The 21406-nt window shown below is 40.6% G+C and carries 17 protein-coding genes and 1 riboswitch; of the genes, 4 read left to right on the forward strand and 13 right to left on the reverse strand.

Annotation, left to right across the window (positions count from 1 at the left end; genetic code table 11):
* Positions 1-57 precede the first annotated feature (57 nt).
* Positions 58-1392, forward strand: a complete 1335-nt coding sequence (locus tag N8A89_RS03550; RefSeq protein ID WP_281541014.1) for a metal-dependent hydrolase family protein — start codon at positions 58-60, stop codon at positions 1390-1392.
* A 187-nt stretch (positions 1393-1579) separates the two neighbouring features.
* Positions 1580-2032 (forward strand): YybH family protein, encoded by a 453-nt coding sequence (locus tag N8A89_RS03555; protein WP_281541015.1) that lies wholly within the window; start codon positions 1580-1582, stop codon positions 2030-2032.
* A 154-nt stretch (positions 2033-2186) separates the two neighbouring features.
* Here the strand turns inward: N8A89_RS03555 and N8A89_RS03560 are convergent, their stop codons facing one another.
* The 9 genes from N8A89_RS03560 to metK all read right to left on the reverse strand — a co-directional run bounded on the left by N8A89_RS03560 (position 2187) and on the right by metK (position 14110).
* Positions 2187-3353 carry a trans-sulfuration enzyme family protein gene (locus N8A89_RS03560; protein ID WP_281541016.1) on the reverse strand — a complete coding sequence of 389 codons (1167 nt, stop codon included), beginning with the start codon at positions 3351-3353 and terminating at the stop codon, positions 2187-2189.
* 29 nt (positions 3354-3382) lie between these two features.
* Complete coding sequence (gene thrA / locus N8A89_RS03565; RefSeq protein WP_289644945.1) at positions 3383-6769, reverse strand: bifunctional aspartate kinase/homoserine dehydrogenase I; 3387 nt, start codon at positions 6767-6769, stop codon at positions 3383-3385.
* A 153-nt stretch (positions 6770-6922) separates the two neighbouring features.
* Complete coding sequence (locus tag N8A89_RS03570; RefSeq protein ID WP_281541017.1) at positions 6923-8215, reverse strand: O-acetylhomoserine aminocarboxypropyltransferase/cysteine synthase family protein; 1293 nt, start codon at positions 8213-8215, stop codon at positions 6923-6925.
* A 142-nt stretch (positions 8216-8357) separates the two neighbouring features.
* Positions 8358-8464, reverse strand: a riboswitch (SAM riboswitch).
* Positions 8465-8641: 177 nt separating this feature from the next.
* On the reverse strand, positions 8642-9151 hold the full coding sequence (locus N8A89_RS03575; protein WP_281541018.1) for a GNAT family N-acetyltransferase: 510 nt from the start codon (positions 9149-9151) through the stop codon (positions 8642-8644).
* A gap of 115 nt (positions 9152-9266) precedes the next feature.
* A complete protein-coding gene (locus N8A89_RS03580) occupies positions 9267-9725 on the reverse strand; it encodes a GyrI-like domain-containing protein (RefSeq protein ID WP_281541019.1) in 459 nt (152 codons plus the stop codon).
* 139 nt (positions 9726-9864) lie between these two features.
* On the reverse strand, positions 9865-11799 hold the full coding sequence (locus tag N8A89_RS03585; protein ID WP_281541020.1) for a CocE/NonD family hydrolase: 1935 nt from the start codon (positions 11797-11799) through the stop codon (positions 9865-9867).
* Between the two features lie 360 nt (positions 11800-12159).
* Positions 12160-12390: a hypothetical protein gene (locus tag N8A89_RS03590; protein ID WP_281541021.1), complete on the reverse strand. Its 231-nt coding sequence runs from the start codon at positions 12388-12390 to the stop codon at positions 12160-12162.
* 11 nt (positions 12391-12401) lie between these two features.
* Positions 12402-12530 (reverse strand): hypothetical protein, encoded by a 129-nt coding sequence (locus tag N8A89_RS03595; RefSeq protein ID WP_281541022.1) that lies wholly within the window; start codon positions 12528-12530, stop codon positions 12402-12404.
* A gap of 320 nt (positions 12531-12850) precedes the next feature.
* Positions 12851-14110: a methionine adenosyltransferase gene (gene metK, locus N8A89_RS03600; RefSeq protein WP_281541023.1), complete on the reverse strand. Its 1260-nt coding sequence runs from the start codon at positions 14108-14110 to the stop codon at positions 12851-12853.
* A 338-nt stretch (positions 14111-14448) separates the two neighbouring features.
* Here metK and N8A89_RS03605 point away from each other — a divergent pair, with 338 nt between their 5' ends.
* Complete coding sequence (locus tag N8A89_RS03605) at positions 14449-15063, forward strand: deoxynucleoside kinase (protein ID WP_281541024.1); 615 nt, start codon at positions 14449-14451, stop codon at positions 15061-15063.
* Here N8A89_RS03605 and N8A89_RS03610 read toward each other — a convergent pair.
* Positions 15060-16067, reverse strand: coding sequence for an App1 family protein phosphatidate phosphatase (locus tag N8A89_RS03610; RefSeq protein ID WP_289644946.1), 1008 nt, complete (start codon positions 16065-16067; stop codon positions 15060-15062). The genes N8A89_RS03605 and N8A89_RS03610 overlap by 4 nt on opposite strands.
* A 1-nt stretch (position 16068) precedes the next feature.
* Positions 16069-17364, reverse strand: coding sequence for an MgtC/SapB family protein (locus tag N8A89_RS03615; RefSeq protein WP_281541025.1), 1296 nt, complete (start codon positions 17362-17364; stop codon positions 16069-16071).
* 238 nt (positions 17365-17602) lie between these two features.
* Between N8A89_RS03615 and N8A89_RS03620 the strand changes: the two genes are divergently transcribed.
* Positions 17603-18304 (forward strand): energy transducer TonB, encoded by a 702-nt coding sequence (locus tag N8A89_RS03620; RefSeq protein WP_281541026.1) that lies wholly within the window; start codon positions 17603-17605, stop codon positions 18302-18304.
* 55 nt (positions 18305-18359) lie between these two features.
* On the opposite strand, the gene N8A89_RS03625 is transcribed toward N8A89_RS03620, so the two are convergent.
* Together N8A89_RS03625 and N8A89_RS03630 are read right to left on the reverse strand one after the other, a co-directional pair.
* Complete coding sequence (locus N8A89_RS03625) at positions 18360-20771, reverse strand: sodium-translocating pyrophosphatase (RefSeq protein ID WP_281541027.1); 2412 nt, start codon at positions 20769-20771, stop codon at positions 18360-18362.
* Between the two features lie 112 nt (positions 20772-20883).
* Positions 20884-21402 (reverse strand): inorganic diphosphatase, encoded by a 519-nt coding sequence (locus N8A89_RS03630; protein ID WP_281541028.1) that lies wholly within the window; start codon positions 21400-21402, stop codon positions 20884-20886.
* Between the last annotated feature and the right edge of the window lie 4 nt (positions 21403-21406).

Raw genomic sequence — 21406 nt, forward strand, 5'->3', positions numbered from 1 at the left:
ACTTTACATAAAGGTTGTATCTTAGGTTTTCTTACTAAGAAGAAATAAACCAACACCATGAGAACCGCTTCCATTATACTTTTTTTGTTTTGCTTTGCCGCCCTAAATGCTCAAAAACATACGTTCATTGATAATGTAAATATTTGGGACGGGACAAGCGACCGAATACAAAACAATTTGCAGGTACTTATTGCTGATAATTTGATTTTGAACGTTGGTAAAAATATCACGGTACCGGAAGGAGCAGTTGTAATTAATGGCAATGGTTTTACCCTTATTCCGGGACTATCGGACGCTCACGTGCATTTGTCCGCCAACATGAGTGAAAAAGAGGCCAGAAACGAGGCCCATTGGATGTACACTTCCGTAAGAACTGCCAAAGCTGCAGAAAACTTTTTGATGCTAGGTTTTACCACGGTCCGTGATTTGGGAGGTCCGGTATTCGGTATAAAAAGAGCAGTAGATGAAGGTTTAATACCGGGACCTCGTATTTATCCTTCAGGAGCTTACATTAGCCAAACTTCCGGTCACGGGGATTTTCGTAGTGCCAATGAACCAAACGTGATATTATCAGGAGGCCAAATGCAGGCAGCGGACCTCTTAGGTTGGTCTTATGTTGTTGATGGGGTACCTGAGGTTCTGAAAGCGGCCCGTGAAAACCTGAGAAAGGGTGCCACTCAGTTAAAGGTGATGGCAGGCGGAGGCATTTCTTCTGATTTTGACCCCATTCACTCGGTACAGTTTACTTCGGAAGAGCTTGAAGCAGCGGTCCAGGCCGCGGCCGATTGGGATACGTATGTTGCAGTTCATATATACGAGTCTAAAGGTGCAATAAGGGCTTTGAACGCCGGGGTAAAATGTTTGGACCACGGCCATCTTCTAAATGAGGAAACCATAAAATTGATTAAGGAGAAAGATGCCTGGCTAGTGCCACAGGCTTTTTGGAACGATACCCCCGCAAGTTTTTGGGTTCCAGGAAAGGACACCATTCCCGAGGCCCTGTATAAAAAAATAAAGCCTGTATTAGAAGGAACCGACACGGTTTTTAAACTCGCAAAAAAATATGGTATCAACGTTGGATTTGGTTCAGATGCCTATGGGGATTTGGGTTACGAGTCCTATGCACTGACCGAGTTTACTTCGCGAACTAAATGGTACGCGCCACTGGAAATCTTAAAACAAGCTACTTCTGAAAATGCCAGATTACTATCGTTATCAGGAAGAATTAATCCATATAGCGAAGGAAAATTGGGCGTCATCCAAGTCGGTGCCTACGCCGATTTATTGATTTACGAAGGCAATCCATTAGAAGACATTGAGGTCGTTGCCCATCCTGAGAAAAACCTTAAACTGATTATGAAAGATGGGAAGGTGTATAAGAATGAACTATAACCTCCCGTCCCGTATTTTTCTTTTGATTTCTAAAATGGATGTTAATTCGAGTTTTTTAGAAATACGAAGAAGGAAAAATGTATCGAGAAGCTCTTTTTTACTTACAAGATTCTCATACAGAACAGGATATAACTTTAAATTTTACTAGCTTAGCAGATAGGTAAGTTCCTAAAATTCAACTGCTACCATGAAATTCACCACCACCTTCTTCTTACTACTTTTTAGCTCTAGCCTATGCTTTGCACAGGAATATATGGGCCCTAAAAAAGATATTGACCAGATTCTGAAAAACGCCAAGAACTTTTCGGAACATATCGTTGATTCCGATTATGAGATGATCCTCGACTCCTATACCGCCGATGCCAAGATATTTCCCAACAATATGGAAATACTTACAGGTAAGGAAGCCATTCTCAAGTATTGGACCTTACCGGAAAGTGTTAGCATCAGCCATCACAAATTAATACCCGAAGAAATCAAAGTAATTGGAGTCGAAGCCTATGATTATGGGTATTACGAAGGCACTACCAAAAAAGCCGACGGCTCCGAAAGTTCTTGGAAAGGCAAATATGTGGTTATTTGGCGGAAAGAAGAAGGCCAATGGAAAATGTATTTGGATATTTGGAATGGGGTACGCTAAATTCTACCCAAGGCTACTCATAACGCTTCTAATATGAGGTAACGACACCCTCAAAATGTATGGAGAAGCATCGAATCTTTTCCATAATTTTCGGTAAAAACAATATATAGTCCGGTTTGCCATTGTAAAGCATATAAAACCTTGCTTATTGAAATTAATCCAACGCCTGATTAATATCCGCGATGATATCATCAATGTGTTCCAGGCCAACGGAAACCCTGACCATACCGTCGGTGATGCCGGTTTCGGCCCTTTCTTCAACCGATAATTTACTGTGCGTTGTAGACGCGGGGTGGGTAACGATACTTCTTGAATCCCCAAGGTTTGCAGATAACGATAACAGCTTTATAGCATCAAAGAATTTTTGACCCGCTTCTAGTCCGCCTTTAATTTCAAATGCCACTACACAACCGCCTGCCTTCATTTGCTTTTTCGCAATTTCATACTTAGGATGCGATTTTAAGAATGGGTATTTTACCCAGTTCACCTTTTCGTGACTTTCTAAAAATTGCGCCAATTTCAAAGCATTCTCACAGTGCCTGTCTACCCTTAATGCCAAGGTCTCCAAACTTTTGGACAGCACCCAAGCATTAAAGGGAGATAACGCTGGTCCTGTTATTCTGGAAAAACGATATACTTTGTCTATAAGTTCGGTGCTACCCACTGTAATTCCTGCCAGCACCCTCCCTTGACCATCCATTAATTTAGTTCCCGAATGGATGACCAAATCGGCACCGAATTTTATAGGTTGCTGTAAATAGGGGGATGCAAAACAATTATCAATTACTAAAATCAGGTCGTGCTTTTTCGCAATTTTCCCGAGTGCTTCCAAATCCAGAATATCAACCCCGGGGTTCGTGGGCGATTCCGCATAAATCAATTTTGTTTTTGGAGTTATCAATTGCTCAATTGCATCCAAATCATCAATCTTAAAATAGCTATGTGAAATATTCCATTTCGGAAAAAAATTATTGAACAGCGAATGCGTAGACCCAAAAATACTTCTTGCAGAAAGTATATGATCTCCACTTTCTAAAAGCGCCGCCAAGGTAGAAAAGACAGCGGCCATTCCACTGGCAAAGGCAAAACCCGCTTCGGCACCCTCCATCTGGCAAACTTTCTCTATAAATTCAGATGAATTTGGATTGGAGTACCTGGAATAGATATTTCTATCCTTTTCTTCGGCAAAAGAAGCGCGCATATCCTCGGCATCTTCAAATACAAAACTTGAGGTCAAATACAGGGGTACAGAGTGCTCTAGATGCTCCGTTCTATTTACCTGTGTGCGTATGGCGTTGGTTTCGAATTTCTTTGTACTCATCTTAATATTTTTCGGTGACCCAATGGATTTCACCCTTTCTCTGCAATCCGCAGTATATCTCCAAAAACACCCCTAGCCGTTACCGCGGCACCGGCACCGGCCCCTTGGATGACCAGTGGATGTTTACCGTAGGATTCGGTATAGATTTCTATGATTGAATCTGAACCCTTTACTTGCCCCAAAGCACTTTCCTTGGGAACCGATACTAATTTTACGTCCAGTATACCTTTCTCCTTTTGCAGATTACCATGCAATTCGCCAACATATCTGAGCACATGACCGGGTTTTTGGTTCTTCTTTATTTCGTTGAACTTGTCGTTCAGCACTTCTATGTTATCCATAAAGAATTTTGTTTCTCCCTTTTGTAAAGCCGAAGGAATTAAATTCTGGATGTTGATGTCCGAGAACTCGTTACTCAAATCCAACTCCCTGGCCAAAATCAGCAATTTTCTACCTACATCATTCCCCGATAAATCTTCCCTGGGGTCAGGTTCTGTAAAACCTTGCCGCATGGCATCCTTAACAATGGAGGAAAACGAAGTGTCCACTTCGGAAAACGTATTGAAAATATAACTCAAGGAACCCGAGAAAACGCCCTTGATACGGGTGATGTTCTCCCCGGATAAGTGCAGGAGTTTTATGGTATCTATCAACGGAAGTCCGGCGCCTACATTGGTCTCATAGAGATACTGTTTTTGACTTTTAACCAATTCCTCCCGTAGCAATTGGTAATAATCAAAACCTAGGGTGTTGGCTATTTTATTGGAAGAAACCACATCAAAACCATTCTCTACAAAATCAAAATAATGGGCCACAAAATCTTGACTGGCCGTATTATCTACCACAATCAAATTTTCTAAATGGTTTTCTGAGGCAAAATCAATAATATCCTGAATTTGATATTTCTTCCCCTTTACCTTAATGTCTTTTTTCCAGTTCTTGGAAATTCCTTTGGCATTCAAAAATGTTTTACGAGAATTCGCGATAGCGAAAACCCTTAAATCCAAGCCTTTTCTTTTTTCAATGGTTTCGTTCGATTTCAAAATCTGGTCTATCAAGGTTCCTCCTACATTACCATGCCCAAAAATGGCCAGATTCACTTTTTTGCTGACCCCAAATATTTGTCCGTGCATCACGTTCAAAGCCTTGGTCAAATCGGATTTCCTTACCACCAAACTCACGTTTTTACCCGATACCGTATTGTTGAAAAGGAGTGGTATAATCCTATTTTTTATGAGGGCATTGTACGGATTATGGAACGTGCTTAAATCCTGCCCTACAATGGAGATTACAGAGACGTCCGCCACCACGGTTATCGTATTGATATCCTTAGCCTGAAAATCGCTCGTAAATTCTTTATCCAACGCCAGTTTTGCTTTTTTGGCCTTATCCCGTTTTACGACAAGCCCGATTCCACGTTCCGAAGAACCCTGAGAGATGATACTAACACTGATGTTGTTGGCTTCCAACGTTCTGAAAATACGGGCATCAATACCTACTTTTCCTAAAAGGCCCCTACCCTCTAAGTTGATCAGGGCAACATCCTCAATTACCGATAATGACTTAATACCTTCTTTACTCGATTTAGCGCTGATCAGGGTGCCTTCATTGTCATTATTATACGTATTCAAAATACGTAACGGAATATTCTTTTCGATTAAAGGAATTATCGTTTTGGCATGTAGAATGGTAGCCCCAAAATTGGCCAGTTCGTTGGCTTCCGCATAGGACAAATTGGAAATTCGTCTTGCCTCTGGCACATAATCTGGATTTGCGGTAAATATGCCATCCACGTGGGTATAATTCTGTAGTTCTTCCGCATCCAAAAAATTAGCGAATAAAGCGGCGGAATAGTTACTCCCGTTCCTTCCCAGCGTGGTCGTAGACCCATCCTCCGTAGCGCCTATATATCCAGTGATTACAGCTACGCTTTCACTTGGCACTTTGGAAAATTCAATCAAGACTCTTTCCTTGGATAAGGCTTCAATTACTTTTGCATCTCCATAAGAATCATCCGTAGTAATCAAATCCCTAGAATCCAACATTTTGGCTTTAATTCCCTTGCCAATAAGCAGTTTAGTGACCAACTTACCCGATATCAACTCTCCATAAGCCAACACCTCATCTTTTATCTTAGGGCTGTAATCGCCTAGTAAGGATACGCCCTCGAACAATCTCGCGAGTGCAGCAAATTCTTTGGATAGGTTTACATTCGAGTAGGTATGTTGCTGGTATTTTTCAAAGGCCTCAAATTCCTTTCTGTAGTTATGTCCTTTAGCAGCTTTTTCTAAGATAGTCTCTAACTGATCCGTAGCCTTTTCTCGCGCCGAAACAACGACCGCAATGTGCTCCTTATTTTTGACCTTGGAAACAATAACGTCGAGGACGTGCTCCAACCCTTCCCCGTTACTTAAAGATTTACCGCCAAACTTTAAGATCTTAACTTTTCCGCGTTTTCCATTGGTATTAAAAATACCGTCGAGCAATTTTTCCATTTGCTCAAACTCCATTAAAAATGCGTCATGTCCGTGTAACGATTGTACCTCGCCGTACGTTACGTTACTATTGGCCTGCGCCAACTGCTTAAAGGTGTCCTTGTTTTCTTTGGCAGTAAAGAACAGATCCGAATCCACACCTATAATGTGAATATTGGTATCACTATTTTGTAGATTGATGAAATTCTGGTCTCCATTTCTGGTTACGTCAATGGTTTTCAGCAATTGGTTCATTAATTTATAGGCCGATAACTGAAACCGTTCCTGCAATTTTTCGCCGTGGTGCATCAACCAACTTTCCACATTAAAAACCTGAAGCTCCTCATTGGTGGTTCGCTTAAAGCGTTCCTTAAAGGATTCGGGGGTTCTGTAACACAACATGGCATGCATACGAGCATCGTGTACCGGCTTTTTAGAATTTACTAAAAACTGCTCTTGAATTTGACAGTTGGCAATCAACCAGTCCGTAGATTTCCAGTCCGATGCTACAGGAATCAAATGTTGCGTTAGTTTGGAATTTAATGCAGCCATTTCCCAGGCTATACCACCTCCCAACGAACCACCGATTATAGCGAATAGACGATTTATCCCTAACTGACCCAAGCCCAAAAGGAAAATCCGTGCCACATCTCCTGCCACAAAATCCTTGTAATTATCTATGACAAACTTATCGTAGCCATTACCTGGAATATTAAAGGAAAGTACCGTATACTTTTGAGTGTCGATACATTTTCCATTCCCGATCAGTGCAGACCACCAGCCCTCCTTTCCAGTGACGTTGGAATTACCAGTTAGGGCATGATTGACCAAAACGATAGGTGCAGAATGAAGCTCCCGACCAAAAAGTTGGTAGGAGAGTTTTATATCTTGGGAAACACCACCCAGAGTGGTATACTGCTCAATTTTAAGATGCTGTAGCATTTTAGGTTTAGACTATAAAATTGTATCTCTCTTCAATTAAATGGAGATATTCGGTTATGGTGGGCTTTGGATTTGTGCTAAACTATCCTTTCTCAATCCATGACGAATTCATTCCTCCTATATTTGTAGAGGGGGAATGAATTCTCATTTGAGCTATGCAAAAACAGATTTATCCACAGCGGCGAACGCTTGTTCCAAATCTGCCTTTAAATCGGCTATATCCTCCAGCCCCACTGAAAGCCGGATTAAATCTTTTGATACTCCCGCACCAGCTTGCTGTTCATCGTTCAATTGTTGGTGCGTGGTGCTAGCTGGGTGAATAATCAGGGATTTCGTATCCCCAATATTCGCCAACAAAGAGAATATCTTGGTCGCATCCGTTACTTTTTTGGCAGCATCGAAACCACCTTTTATGCCAAAAGTCACCAGACCACTTTGCCCTTTCGGCAAATACTCCTTTGCCAAATCATAGTATTTATTCCCTTTTAAACCTGGATAGTTTACCCACGCCACTTCATACCTACCTTGCAACCATTCTGCCAACTCCAAAGCGTTTGCGCTATGCTGCTTGATCCTAACAGGTAATGTTTCCAATCCTTGAATGATTTGGAAGGCATTAAATGGACTCAAAGCACCCCCAAAATCGCGCAATCCTTCCAATATCAATTTAAAAGTAAATGCAGCGGCACCCAATGCTTCACTGTATACCAAACCGTGGTATCCTGCTGATGGTTCCGTAAATTCCGGGAACTTACCATTGGTCCAGTCAAACGTACCGGCATCGATGATTGCACCTCCTAATGAATTGCCTTGTCCACCAATATATTTGGTCAGTGAATGAATAACCAAGTTCGCGCCATGTTCAATAGGATTTAATAAAACAGGCGTAGCCACGGTATTGTCCACAATGAAAGGTACTTTGGCCGCTTTGGCTTCCTTGGAAATAGCCTTCAAATCTAGTACGTCCAGTTTAGGATTTCCCAATGATTCTACGAAAAAGGCCCTAGTATTTTCCTTAACAGCATCCTTGAAATTGGATGGGTCGGATGCGTCTACAAACGTGGTGGTTATGCCCAATCTGGGCAAAGTGACATTCAACAAATTAAAGGTACCCCCATAAAGACTGCTGGAGGCCACAATATGGTCCCCAGCCCTTAAGAGCGTTAATAATCCCGTTGAAATAGCCGCAGTTCCCGAAGCGAATACTACTGCTCCAACACCACCCTCAACTGCCGCCAATCTGTCCTGTAATATTTGATTGGTGGGGTTGTTTAAGCGTGTATAGATAAATCCAAGTTCTGCCAAAGAAAACAGATTGGCGGCATGGTCGGTATCCTTAAATACATACGATGTGGTTTGATAAATAGGTACTGACCTTGTACCTCCAGTTAGGGCGGTGTCATGGCCTGCATGTAAAGCGTTTGTTGCTAATTTTTGATCACTCATGATTTCTTGTTTTTTTAAAGTTAGGCCCCTCGACTCCGCTCGGGGCACAAAAAAAATTAAAAGCCAAACCCTAGCCAGCCGACGTCGCGGTTAGGTGAAATCAAAAAGTTATAAGAAAGTGAGACCGAAAGAATTTCGATGACGGTTATCCTTCCCCAATCCAGGGTAGAATTTAGCACCTTCTTTGTAAGGAACAAAGGGTTGCTAAGGCTTCAAAGGGTCTAATCCCTCCACCTTTCTTGATAACTATTCAATAAATGTTTGAACTTTGTAAAGCACAAATTAAGGGAGGAAAGTTTTAAAAACCTAATGATTTGGAAAAATTTCACAAAATCCTAGCGGATTTAAAGGTTTTGGATTCTTCTGATGAAGATTAGGGTTTTGTATTTGCACTAACTTTAATTCAAATATCCTTAATGTTCCTATTTAATCCTCCTTTAGTTTATAGTAGCGGTGCTCATCGCAAATACCGTTATTCTTTATAACGGCATTCTTAAAGACCCCTTCTTTTATAAATCCATTTTTTTCGAGCACTTTCATGGAACCTTTATTAAAATCGAATACCCCAGCGTATATCCTGATCAGGTCAAGTTCATTGAAACCGTATTCCGTTATGAGGGCTACAGCTTTAGTTGTGATTCCCTTGCCCCAAAATGGCTCCCCAATCCAATAGCCGATTTCTGCGGTTTTTCTGTACACGTCCGTTTGCAGGATTAAACCAATCCCACCACATAATTCACCTTCGTATGTTATGCCGAACGTCTGTTTTGGATTTTCCTCCAGTGTTCTATTTATAAAGGAAATAGCATTGGACTCGTTGTAGGGAAAAGGAAAGTGGTCCCGTACATTATCATAAATCTTTTTATTGTTCGCTAGTTGGGCTAAACGGACTTTGTCTTCTATCTCAAACGATCTTAATTTGATAATGGGTTTCATTAGGAAATCAATTATTATTGAGAAATATTTTCATCTATAGGCTGATTGTGGCCTTATGATTTTATAGCATTACACCGGAAGTGTCCTAAGAATTGCACAGTCGTTATATATTATTTCATTCTGTGGCGATGAAAACGTCTACTTCCGATTCTGCTCCATTTTGGGATTTTGCTCCATAAACTTCAAAATCTGCCGTATACCTGCGTTTTAATTCTTTATCCTCCTTCCAAACTTTTTTCCACAAATCCACTACAGCATTTGGCATTTCCCCTTTGGCCACAAATTTTACATACTTTCCACCTTTAAATTGTCTTCCAACAAGTCCATCCGGGATTTCTTCCAATGATTCCACCTTATGACCAATAATAGCAGTGTACTTTCCCGTATAGTCGCTTTCATAATCGGTAAAAATTGAATAGACCAGGTCCGATTCTTTATTTGCTATTTTATCGGAGATTCCATCCGAGTAAAATTTTCCCCAAAGTTTACCCATATCTTCTACGGATTTTCCACCTTCATTTGTCGATTCGATTGATATTCCGATTATTTTGAAATCAGCAACATGTTGTTCCATTGATTCTTTCGAATTTTTACATGAGACAATAATAGTTAATATCACAACCAGGATTATTGACTTTTCCATTTTTAATTAACACTTAATAGTGAATATAGGTTTTGAAAATATCCATATTTAAAACCACTCATATATAATTTTAATCCAATACTGAAAACTCCAGACTAGAATCGGTGAATACTGTATGGGTCTGTGTTTTAAAATCGCCCTCATCCGCTTTAAAGATGTTGTCCACATAGGTCTGTGGATTTAAATCTATGAGCGGGAACCATGTACTCTGTACTTGTACTTGCAGCTTGTGTCCCTTTTTAATGGTGTGAAACACATCCTGTAGTTTTATGGTCACATCTGTTTTCTGATTGGGCACAAAAGGTTCTGGGTCGGAAAAGCTATTCCGGAAGCGCCCCCGTAATACCTCACTACGGACCATTAGGTGATAATTACTCATTTTTAAATGATCCTGCATTTCTTCATTCGTTTCCGTGTTCGCGGGGTGAACATCAATTACTTTTACAATCCAATCCGCAGCGGTTCCCGTGGTGGCCACTTTTAGTTTTGCTAAAATATCCCCGGCCAGCGTCAAATCCTCTTCCAAAACATCTGTCTCAAAAACCAATACATCGGAACGGCGAGCGGCAAAACGCTGGTCGTCCGTCATATACTTACGGGGTGTAAACACTGTTTTGATATCCTCTGAATACGGTACCGGTTTTTTGACATCACTTATAAATTGAAAGCCGGTTATACTATTAGGTTCTTTTGTCAATTCTTGATTTTCGGAGAGGAAAAATTCTTGTTTGGCCATCCCTTTGGGAGGCCATGCATCATATTTTGCCCACTCCTTTCTACCCGAATCATATACATAGGCTTCCGGCAACCCGCTGTCGGCATCGCCATCGCCCTTCAAAAAATGATTGAAGAATTTGGTTTCTATATTTTCTTGGAAAAATTCTGAGATGGAATCCCCAAAATAGTAGTTACCAACTAAATTCCTACCATTTCTTCTCGCCCAGCGCCCATGGTCCCACGGTCCGAAAACTATGGTGTTATATCCTTCACGATTCTTCTCTATTTTTTTATAGGTTTCTAACGGACCGTAAAGATCTTCCGCATCAAACCACCCTCCAACGATCATGGTAGCCACATGGGATTTCGATTTGTCCAAATGCTGAATCAAACCACGGCTTTGCCATAGTTCATCATAGTTGGGATGCTCTATGAGTTCGTTCCAAAAGAAATCATCGGTTTTACCCTCCACTCCCATTCGTGGGGTATCCGCCGTTTCGTATTCGAAAAACGAGTTTAGATTTTTTAAGGGCCCCTGGTCCAAAAAGAACTGGTATTGATCCTCCGTCTGTATATCCGGCAATGTGTACCAGGCCGTGTCAATAGGTTGGTCACCATTAGGGCGCGGCGTTCCGAAAAGTGAAGTAGCCCTAAAATAGCTCAAAAGATAAGCTCCGTTATGATGAAAATCATCAAAAAAGAAATCCCCGATACAGGCTTGCGGGGAGGCCGCTTTTAAAGCCGGATGCGCATCAATAGTGGCATACGTTGCGTAATATCCAGGATAGGAAATACCCCATACACCAACTTTACCATTGTTATTCTCCACATTGTTTACCAACCATTCAATTGTATCATAGGTATCCGAACTCTCATCCACATCCTGGTCCGACGTTTTATTGGGAATGTAAGCTCGCATGTTTTCATAATGGCCTTCGCTTAACCATCTGCCCCGCACATCTTGGTACACGATTATATTCCCTTCTAGCATTAAGTGAATATTAGGTCCTATCTGCTCCTTAAAGTTGCCTTCCCCATAAGGTCGTGAGCTATAGGGGGTACGCTGCATGAGGATGGGATATTTTTTAGAGGTATCCTTTGGCGAATAGATAGTGGTATGCAGTTTTGCCCCATCCCTCATTTCTATATCTACCTCCTTCTTGGTATAATTGTCGGCCACATAAGTTTCTGATATTTGGTCTTTGGAAATTTTGGTTGTTCTCTTGCAGGAAGAAATGAACAAGACTATCGTGAACAATAGAACAAATCTAGTTAGAACGGTTTTCATAAATATCTTTTAGGTGGTTAAAGCTAATGAAATAAAAAGCTTTTTAAAATGGCAGCATGTAAAACCAAATAAAAAATTGTTGCCATTAATAAGTAATCTCCCTTAAATAAATTAAAAGCCATTCTCAACAACGGATAAAAAAAGCGACTTGTAGGTGAGTCGCTTTTGTAAAGATTCGGGAATGTAAACTTTAGAACATTAGAAGTTTTTTGGTCAAAAGAACCAATCCGGATAAAAAATTACTTCTGCAAACTTGCACTTCTGTTTCTGGGTTAAATTGATTTCTCATTGTACTATTTTTGTCGATTAATACTCTTTTTAAAATGACCTGTGTCAGGTCTCAATGATTCTTGGATAATTTTATAGGTTTTCAATGCCTTTGGCAGATTGTGTCAAATTAGCGAATCTTTTATTTTCCGGCACCGAAAAATTATAATTTACAGTTCTTTCAGATACGAATGAAACTTCATTTTTATCAGCGTCCCTAATAAGGTACTCCGAGACTAGGTCGGTATCCTTTGAGCACGAGTTCAATATCGTACATATTAACATTGCCAAGAACACATAGCGGAGTTTTAAGTAGGTTTTCATAGGGCAGTAGATTAGGCTTTCATTAGGCTATTTAAAGAATCCATACAATAGGATAAAAGCAAGCTCAGGTCAACTTTTGGGGCGTCAACCTGTACTTGTCGCTGTCCATCTTTAGTTTGTACTAGTACTACGTATTTCATCTTTTTAAATATGGTGTGATTTGGGAGTCACGATTAATAACCATTCAAAGATATGTAGTATTTTTCTTACATTTTGATTTTTGTGGTAAACGTAGTGATTAGTGTGGTGTACAACCTGTTTTAGATTGTTCAGAATGAAGAGGCTATGCTATTACTATCATAAAATGCATCTCCTTCAACAAGGTTTTCCTGTGAAAGTATTGTTATTTTACCAGTTATAAAACAAACAGAGCAACTTGGTTAAGTTGCTCTCTCATATCCCCCATACGGGAATGTAAAACGATATCTGGATAAATGTCCAAATGGAATTAAGTGAAAAATTAATTGATCCCAAAAGCGGCCTTGATTTTGTCTACGCTATCCAACTTTTCCCAAGTAAAAAGTTCTACTTCTTTTTCTACCCTACCATTGTAAGGTGATTCAAAAACCTTTGTTACCGTTTGTGGTTCTTTCCCCATATGGCCATAAGCCGCCGTCTCCAAATAAATTGGATTTCTGAGTTTTAAGCGTTCTTCAATGGCAAAAGGGCGCATATCAAATAGTTGGGCGACTTTCTCCGCAATTGCCCCATCGCTTAGTGCTATTTTAGAGGTGCCATAAGTATCCACAAAAATTGAAGTTGGTTCTACTACTCCGATCGCATAGCTCACTTGAACTAGAATTTCATCTGCAACACCCGCCGCGATTAAATTCTTGGCTGCATGTCTAGCCGCGTACGCCGCGCTCCGATCTACCTTACTGGGATCCTTTCCGCTGAATGCTCCGCCACCATGAGCGCCCTTTCCACCATAGGTATCAACGATTATTTTTCTTCCCGTAAGACCTGTATCTCCATGGGGACCGCCGATTACGAATTTCCCCGTTGGGTTGATGTGAAAATTAATTTGATTGTCAAAAAGTTGCTGTATCCCTACGGGAAGTTGCGCCTTTACCTTGGGGATAAGGATGGAAATGATGTCCGATTTAATCTTCGCCAACATTTTATCGTCGTCCGTGTTAAAAGCATCGTGTTGCGTAGATACTACAATGGTATCAATACGCTGTGGTACGTTGTCGTCGGAATACTCGATGGTAACCTGCGCTTTGGCGTCTGGCCTTAGATAGGAAATTTCCTTACCTTCTCTCCTTATCTCCGCCAAGGTCCTTAAAATACGATGGGAAATATCCAATGCCAACGGCATGTAGTTCTCCGTTTCCTTGGTTGCATATCCGAACATCATACCTTGATCCCCGGCACCCTGCTCTTCCTTGGAACCGCGATCCACACCTTGGTTAATATCTTGGGATTGCTCGTGAATTAAAGAAATTACGCCACAGGAATCACCACTGAACTGATATTCTCCTTTGGTGTAGCCAATATTGTTGATGACTTCCCTCGCAATATTCTGAACGTCCAAATAAGTATCACTTTTCACTTCTCCGGCAAGCACGACTTGACCCGTTGTCACCAACGTCTCGCATGCCACTTTGCTTTCTGGGTCAAAAGCCAAAAAATGATCTAACAAAGCATCACTTATCTGGTCTGCAACTTTATCTGGATGTCCTTCACTAACAGATTCTGATGTAAATAAATATGCCATTACACTATTTTAGAATGAAGAAGATTTGACAGGATATAAAAAAGTAGCTTACAAGTCCCTTGGAAAGAGATTCCAAAATCAAATTTGGAACAAACTGCTTTAGCATTTTTAACGAGGTTGCAATCAGTCAAATCCTTCCTCTTATTTGATACCACAAAAGTATGAAAATTGTTTCTTTTAAAAATTATTCTCACCTTATTTAATAGTGGTAAACCTGTTTACAAAATAGGTTACGAATTAATGCCGTATTTCATCCACTATTTTTCTTAAAACTTAATATACTTTGTATATTGTGCGGCACAACTTTTCAAGGGAACTAACCGTAAAAACTGACCACAATGCACATTGCCGTAGCCGGAAATATTGGAGCAGGGAAAACCACGCTGACAAGATTATTGGCCAAACACTACAAATGGGAAGCTCATTTTGAAGACGTTGTGGACAATCCTTATCTGGACGATTTTTATAATCAGATGGAGCGATGGAGCTTCAATCTTCAGATTTATTTCCTAAACAGTAGGTATCGGCAGATATTACAAATTAGGGAAAGTGGTAAAAACATTATCCAAGACCGGACTATTTACGAGGATGCCCATATTTTCGCACCCAATTTACACGCTATGGGATTGATGACGAACAGGGACTTTAAGAACTATTCCAGTTTGTTCGAGTTGATGGAAACGCTGGTAAAACCCCCTGATTTATTGATATATCTTAGAAGTTCCATTCCCAATTTGGTCAATCAGATTCATAAAAGGGGCCGGGAATATGAAAACACTATTTCTATAGATTATTTGAGTAGATTGAACGAGCGTTATGAAGCATGGGTTCATGGTTACGAAAAAGGAAATCTCTTAGTCATAGATGTGGATAAATTGGACTTTGTCGATAGCCCAGAGGACCTGGGCACCGTAATCAATAAAATTGATGCCGAGATTCACGGGCTGTTCTAGGAAATAAAACCATGTTCCTTCGCGTGGGTAATGGCGTCTTCTGTTTTCTCTACTATTAAAAACGGAATATCCTTAAAATTTGCAAATAAGTTCTTAATACGTAGCATTCGTTTTGAATCTGTCACGATTCGTAAATAGATAGCTTTTACCTGTTTTGGAAATTGTCCCGCAATTTCTTGGTAAATGTCCCCGTCTTTCTCACCACTATCTCCAATCAGTATAAATGATAATTTCGGATAAGTTTTTAGAATGTTTAAGATTTCACGTTGTTTTTCGGGTAATCCGTCCGTTTTATTTCGAGATCTGAAGCTGGACATACTTCGGAGCAGAATAGGTCCTTTAGGAAAATTGTTCGTTTTTAAAAAGAGTTCCAAATACCGATAGAGATTCCATGGACTATGGCTAACATAAAATATAGGGTTTGCTTCCGTTCCTGTATTTCCCCTGTGCAACCTGTGATAGAAATCTGACGCTCCTTCCAAAGCCATTCTTTTGGTCGCCCTCTTAAAAATAGTATTGATGGCAACCTTCCATTTTAGGGAAGAGACCACACCTGTATGGAGAATGGTGTCGTCAATATCACTAATGACACCAAAAGAAGCTTCGGGACTAGGAATCAACATTTCTCCAGGGAATTTATTTTTGTTCAAAATTTCCCGTTTTAAGTCGAAATCCGTGAACGCTATTTCAAAATTCACCCAGCCTTCTTCATTTGCCAATCCCGATAGAGCATCCATTTGCTTATCAATTAAGAAATAGCCTTCATCATCTGTCTTACCAGAAATTGAGGTGCCATCACCTAAATTGGTCAAGATGGACGTATTGACCACCTCATCGGTCTCAAACCTTTTATAAAAATTTACTAAAAGGTTTAAAATTCCTTTTTGCTCCAAATCGATATTCTCATCCTCCAAAGCCCTGCCTCTAGTATAAAAATGACTTTGCGTTCCATAAGTCTGGAAGACTATGATTTGATATTTATCTTTTTTTCCGAATAGCGTCATATTAAAAGTGCCATGAATTCGGCCAGAGCCAGATTATGAATAATCCAAAAACAATAGATAGTCCAAATGATATGCCAATCCACTTGGCAAGGCCTTTAGAACCCAATACGGCGGCCATTATTCCCTTAAAAAGTAAATTGGAAAGTGTGGCCAATAAAATCAATCGCCAACCGGTAGTCGTGGCCAAACTATCGCCTTTCATTAGCTGCGAGAGTGATAGGGTAATTGCGTCAACATCCGTCAAGCCACTAATAATAGCTACGGCATAAAGTGCTTCGTTTCCAAATTCCTTCTTGGTGAAAGCGACGGCCAACAAAATAAGCCCGTACAATAACCCAAATATAAGCGCACTTTTGAATTGTGCCGGGTTTTCTGGTTCCGGCATTTCATCATCGGTATTGTCCTTATTTATTAAATAGAATAAGACGGTACAAATGATAGCCATTATACAAAATTCGATCGCCAGGGGAAGAATGAGCTGGGTAAGTTTTTCAGGAACGACCACACTAACCTCAATTATCACCCTCACCAAAGCAATTGCAGAGGCTGTGGTTATTATAAAGGCCGAAATTTTATTGATGTTCTTGACATCGGCCGTTTTTCGTGCATAACTTACCGTAGTAGCGGTGCTACTTATTAGACCTCCTAGAATGCCATTGGAAATAATACCTGTTTTCTTTCCTAAGTATTTATAAATGAAATAACCGACGACGCTGATTCCCACAATTAAAACGACCATGAGCCAAATATTGTATGGGTTGAGGACCTCCATGGGACCATAGGTTTTATTAGGTAAAATGGGCAATATGATAAGCGATATGCCTGCAAAGGTCATAATGGCCGCAAGGTCTTTATCCTTCAGATTTTCTATGAAATCATGAAGATGATCTTTACCGTATAATAAAATAGCCAAAAGTCCACCCACGATAACTCCTATAACCTGATTACCCATAACCAGATAGGCACCAATGGCGAACATGAGTAATGCGGCCACCTCCGTGGTCTGCCCTATATCGGCGTCTGAAAGCTTTCTGAGCTTTATGATATTGGCCACTACTAAGAGGGCGGTTAGCGAGATACCCATGAGCGGCAACAAGTAAGGATTTTCAAAATCACGCGATAAAAATCCAGAAAGCACCCCCAAAATAGCTATAAGCGTAAACGTGCGTACCCCGGCCATTTCATCTTCGTGGCGTTGCCGTTGTAGACCCACCAATAAACCGAGACCAAAGGCTATTACTAATGTTGTAAGGTCACTGTAGTCCATCATCAATGAATATAATACAATTCTTTGCAAAGAAAGTGAATGAAACCAAAGTCAAAGCTGTTTGAACAATAATAAATTTAAAAAAAAACAGGGCTACATATCCTCACAGAGAATTTCTATTCATTTTTTCTCTAAATACTTTTTGTTAACCTAGAAACCTATTAAGTTCGCTTTACTCAATGAAAGAGCTACTTTACTCAGTAGTCCTTTCAATCCCTGATTCCTTGTCTTAGCTTTAAGTACTTGTTAATTCTTAAAAATTAAAAAAATGGAACTAAAAAAGAACCCTAAAAAAGACTTGAACAAAAATAGCAGCCTGTATTTTGTCTTTGGATTATTGATCGTAATGCTACTGACTTTCGCTGCTCTTGAATGGAAAACATACGAATCGGATGCTATTTATGACCTATCGATGATCGTTTCCGAAAGTGAGATTGAAGAAGAGCCCTTGGAAAAATTTAAAATTGAAAAGCCCAAAATAAAACAAGTATTACCTCCTGAAATAAAAATAGAAGAAGATAATGTAGAAATTGAGGAGACGGAAATCCTTTCTACGGAAGCAAATCCGGACACCGAAATTCTAGAGGTGGACGAAATTGAGGTGGACGAGATTGAAGAAGATGTAGATGTGAATTGGATTACCATAGAAGAAGTCCCAATTTTTCCTGGTTGCGAGAACGAAAAAGACAAAAGGGCCTGTTTTAACGAAATGATGCAAAAGCATATAAAGAAACATTTCAGATACCCAGAATTGGCTCAGGAAATAGGCTTGCAAGGTAGGGTAAGCACACAATTCATTATACAAAAAGATGGGACTATTGGTGCAATTAAGAAAAGAGGGCCTCATCAATTATTAGAGGACGAAGCAGAACGAATTTTAAAGAAACTGCCAAAAATGAAACCTGGTAAGCAAAGGGGTACACCAGTAAAAGTTCCATTTACGCAGCCCATAACTTTTAAATTGCAGTAATAAAAAAGCCCTTATTCAAGTTTGAATAAGGGCTTTTCTTAAAGAAGAAAGAATTTTAGTTCCGTTCTTCCTCAATTTCTTCAACAACTTTCTCTACTTGAACTTTCACATCCTTTGAGGCAGCGTTGAATGCCTCAATTTTAGCTTTTACTTCCTCCTCGGTACCTTCAAAAACTTGTTCAGTAACCTTTTCCTCACCGTTCTCCGTAGTCGTCGTAGTAATTACAGCAGTTGTATTTCCATCATCATTTTTGTCCATCTTAACCTCAACACGCTTTTGCATTTGTTTTGCAACAACCTCCGTGTTTATTTTTGCTTCGTTGTAAGCTGTCATAGTATCCCCACTAATAGCGATACTTGGCGCAATGACCAATGCCACTACGGACATCAATTTTAACAAGATGTTCAAAGAAGGACCTGAGGTGTCCTTAAAAGGATCACCAACAGTATCACCAACTACGGCTGCCTTGTGAGCATCTGAACCTTTACGTCCATCGGACTCTATCATTTTCTTAGCATTATCCCAAGCGCCACCGGCGTTAGATTGGAAAATAGCCATTAGCACACCTGCAGAAGTTACACCGGCCAAAAGACCTCCTAACATTTCTGCACCACCAATGAATCCAACTGCAACGGGTACGGCTATGGCCAAAAGACCCGGCAATACCATTTCTTTAATAGAAGCCTTTGTTGAGATATCCACACACTTATCGTACTCGGCATATCCATCTGCGGCATCGAAAGTCGCGCGTTGTTCCGGAGTTGCTTTAGACATATCTGAATCTACCGCTCGCATAACCTCCAAGGCAGCTTTTAATTGAGGGATATCCCTGAACTGACGACGAACTTCTTCAATCATTGCCATTGCAGCACGACCAACAGCATTCATGGACAATGCCGAGAATACAAAAGGCAGCATTGCACCTACTAGCAGCCCTGCCATTACGGTAGGTTTAGAAACATCAATAGAACTTACATTGGCAACCTTCATAAAGGCGGAGAACAACGCCAAAGCCGTTAAAGCGGCAGAAGCAATCGCAAAGCCCTTTCCAATAGCAGCAGTAGTGTTACCTACCGCATCCAATTTATCCGTACGCTCCCTAACCTCCGGGTCTAATTCCGCCATCTCGGCGATACCACCAGCGTTATCGGAAATAGGTCCGTAAGCATCAACCGCCAGTTGAATTCCGGTATTCGCTAACATTCCTACCGCAGCAATCGCGATACCATAAAGACCTGCAAAATGATGTGAAATCAATATGGCCGCAGCAATTAATAAAATAGGAATCATAGTAGACATCATTCCCACACCCAATCCTGCAATTATGTTTGTAGCCGCACCAGTCTCTGATTGACGAACTATAGAGTTCACAGGTTTTGTACCGGTACCGGTATAGTATTCAGTAATCTTACCAACTCCTAGACCAGCAATCAAACCGGCCAACGTAGCATAAAATATTCCCATGGCTCCGCTTGGAAGACCCTCTACAGATTCAGGAATTAAGGCATTGATTATAAAGTATGAGGCAATTACCATTAAAAATGCAGAACCAAACTCACCGATATTTAAAGCAGTCTGTGGGTTACCGCCATCCTTAACCCGAACAAAAAATGTTCCGATAATGGACATGATGATACCTACCGCGGCCAACACCAATGGAAGATATACTGCACCTAAACCAGCGAAATCTGGAGTAATGATAAAAGCTCCCAATACCATGGTACCAATAATGGAACCAACATAGGACTCGAACAAATCCGCTCCCATACCTGCAACATCACCAACGTTATCACCTACGTTATCCGCGATCGTAGCAGGGTTCAGCGGGTGATCTTCAGGAATACCCGCTTCTACCTTTCCAACCAAATCCGCTCCAACATCAGCAGCCTTGGTATAAATACCTCCACCTACACGGGCGAAAAGGGCAATCGAGGACGCTCCTAATGAGAATCCGGAAAGGACGTTCAATACCAATCCAAGGTTATCCGCACCCGGCCATATATTTTGATAAATCATAAACAGTCCACTGAGTCCTAGAACCCCAAGACCAACGACACCCAATCCCATTACTGCACCACCGACAAAAGCAACTTCTAATGCCTTACCCAATGATGTTTTAGCCGCTTGTGTTGTTCTTACGTTCGCCTTCGTAGCCACACGCATTCCAATAAATCCTGCAAGCGCGGAACAGATGGCGCCCACTATAAACGAAAGTGCCACCATACCGTGGGAACCAGTTTCATTACTACCCTTAAAATACAATAAGATAGCAACGGCTATAACAAAGACCGAAAGGATCTTGTACTCCGCTTTTAAGAAGGACATTGCGCCATCGGCAATATTCTTGGCAATTCTAGCCATTTTGGCGTCTCCTTCATCTTGTTTGCCGACCCATATATTCTTTACGAATACGAAGATCAAAGCCAGGATACCGAATGCCGGTAAATAGTTTACGATTAATTCCATTTGTTTGATTATTTATAGTTTTTTAAGCGGGTGCTAAAGTAGTAAAATAGAACAGAATAAAAAAAGCCACCTTACAATAAAGTAAGGTGGCTTAAAATTAAAAATAGGTTACTTAAATCGTAAACGTGCGCTTCTTTTTATGTTCGCTTTCTTCATAGCGTTTTACACATTCGTGATAAATTTTTATGGCCTCCTCAGCGTCTCCCCAACCTCCGGTATCTACCTTTTTCTTCTCTAGATCTTTATAAACTTGAAAGAAATGCTCAATTTCCTTTAATCTATGTGGATTTAAGTCGCTGATATCATCCCTCCTACTCCATATGGGGTCGGAAACGGGCACACAAATTATTTTCTCATCAGGTCCTTTTTCATCTGCCATATGAAAAACACCTATTGGTTTAACTTCCATGACCACCATAGGATATGTTGGTTCTATCCCTAACACTAGAACATCCAGAGGATCTTTGTCCAGAGCTAATGTCTCCGGAACAAAACCATAATCACCCGGATACATCATTGAGGAAAACAAGGTCCTATCAAAACGAATCTTGTTCAATGTAAAATCATACTCATACTTATTTCTACTGCCCTTTGGTATTTCTATCAATACGTCAAAAGTTACTTCCTCCATGGTT

The organism is Maribacter aestuarii (genome assembly GCF_027474845.2).
Classification (GTDB): Bacteria; Bacteroidota; Bacteroidia; order Flavobacteriales; family Flavobacteriaceae; genus Maribacter; species Maribacter aestuarii.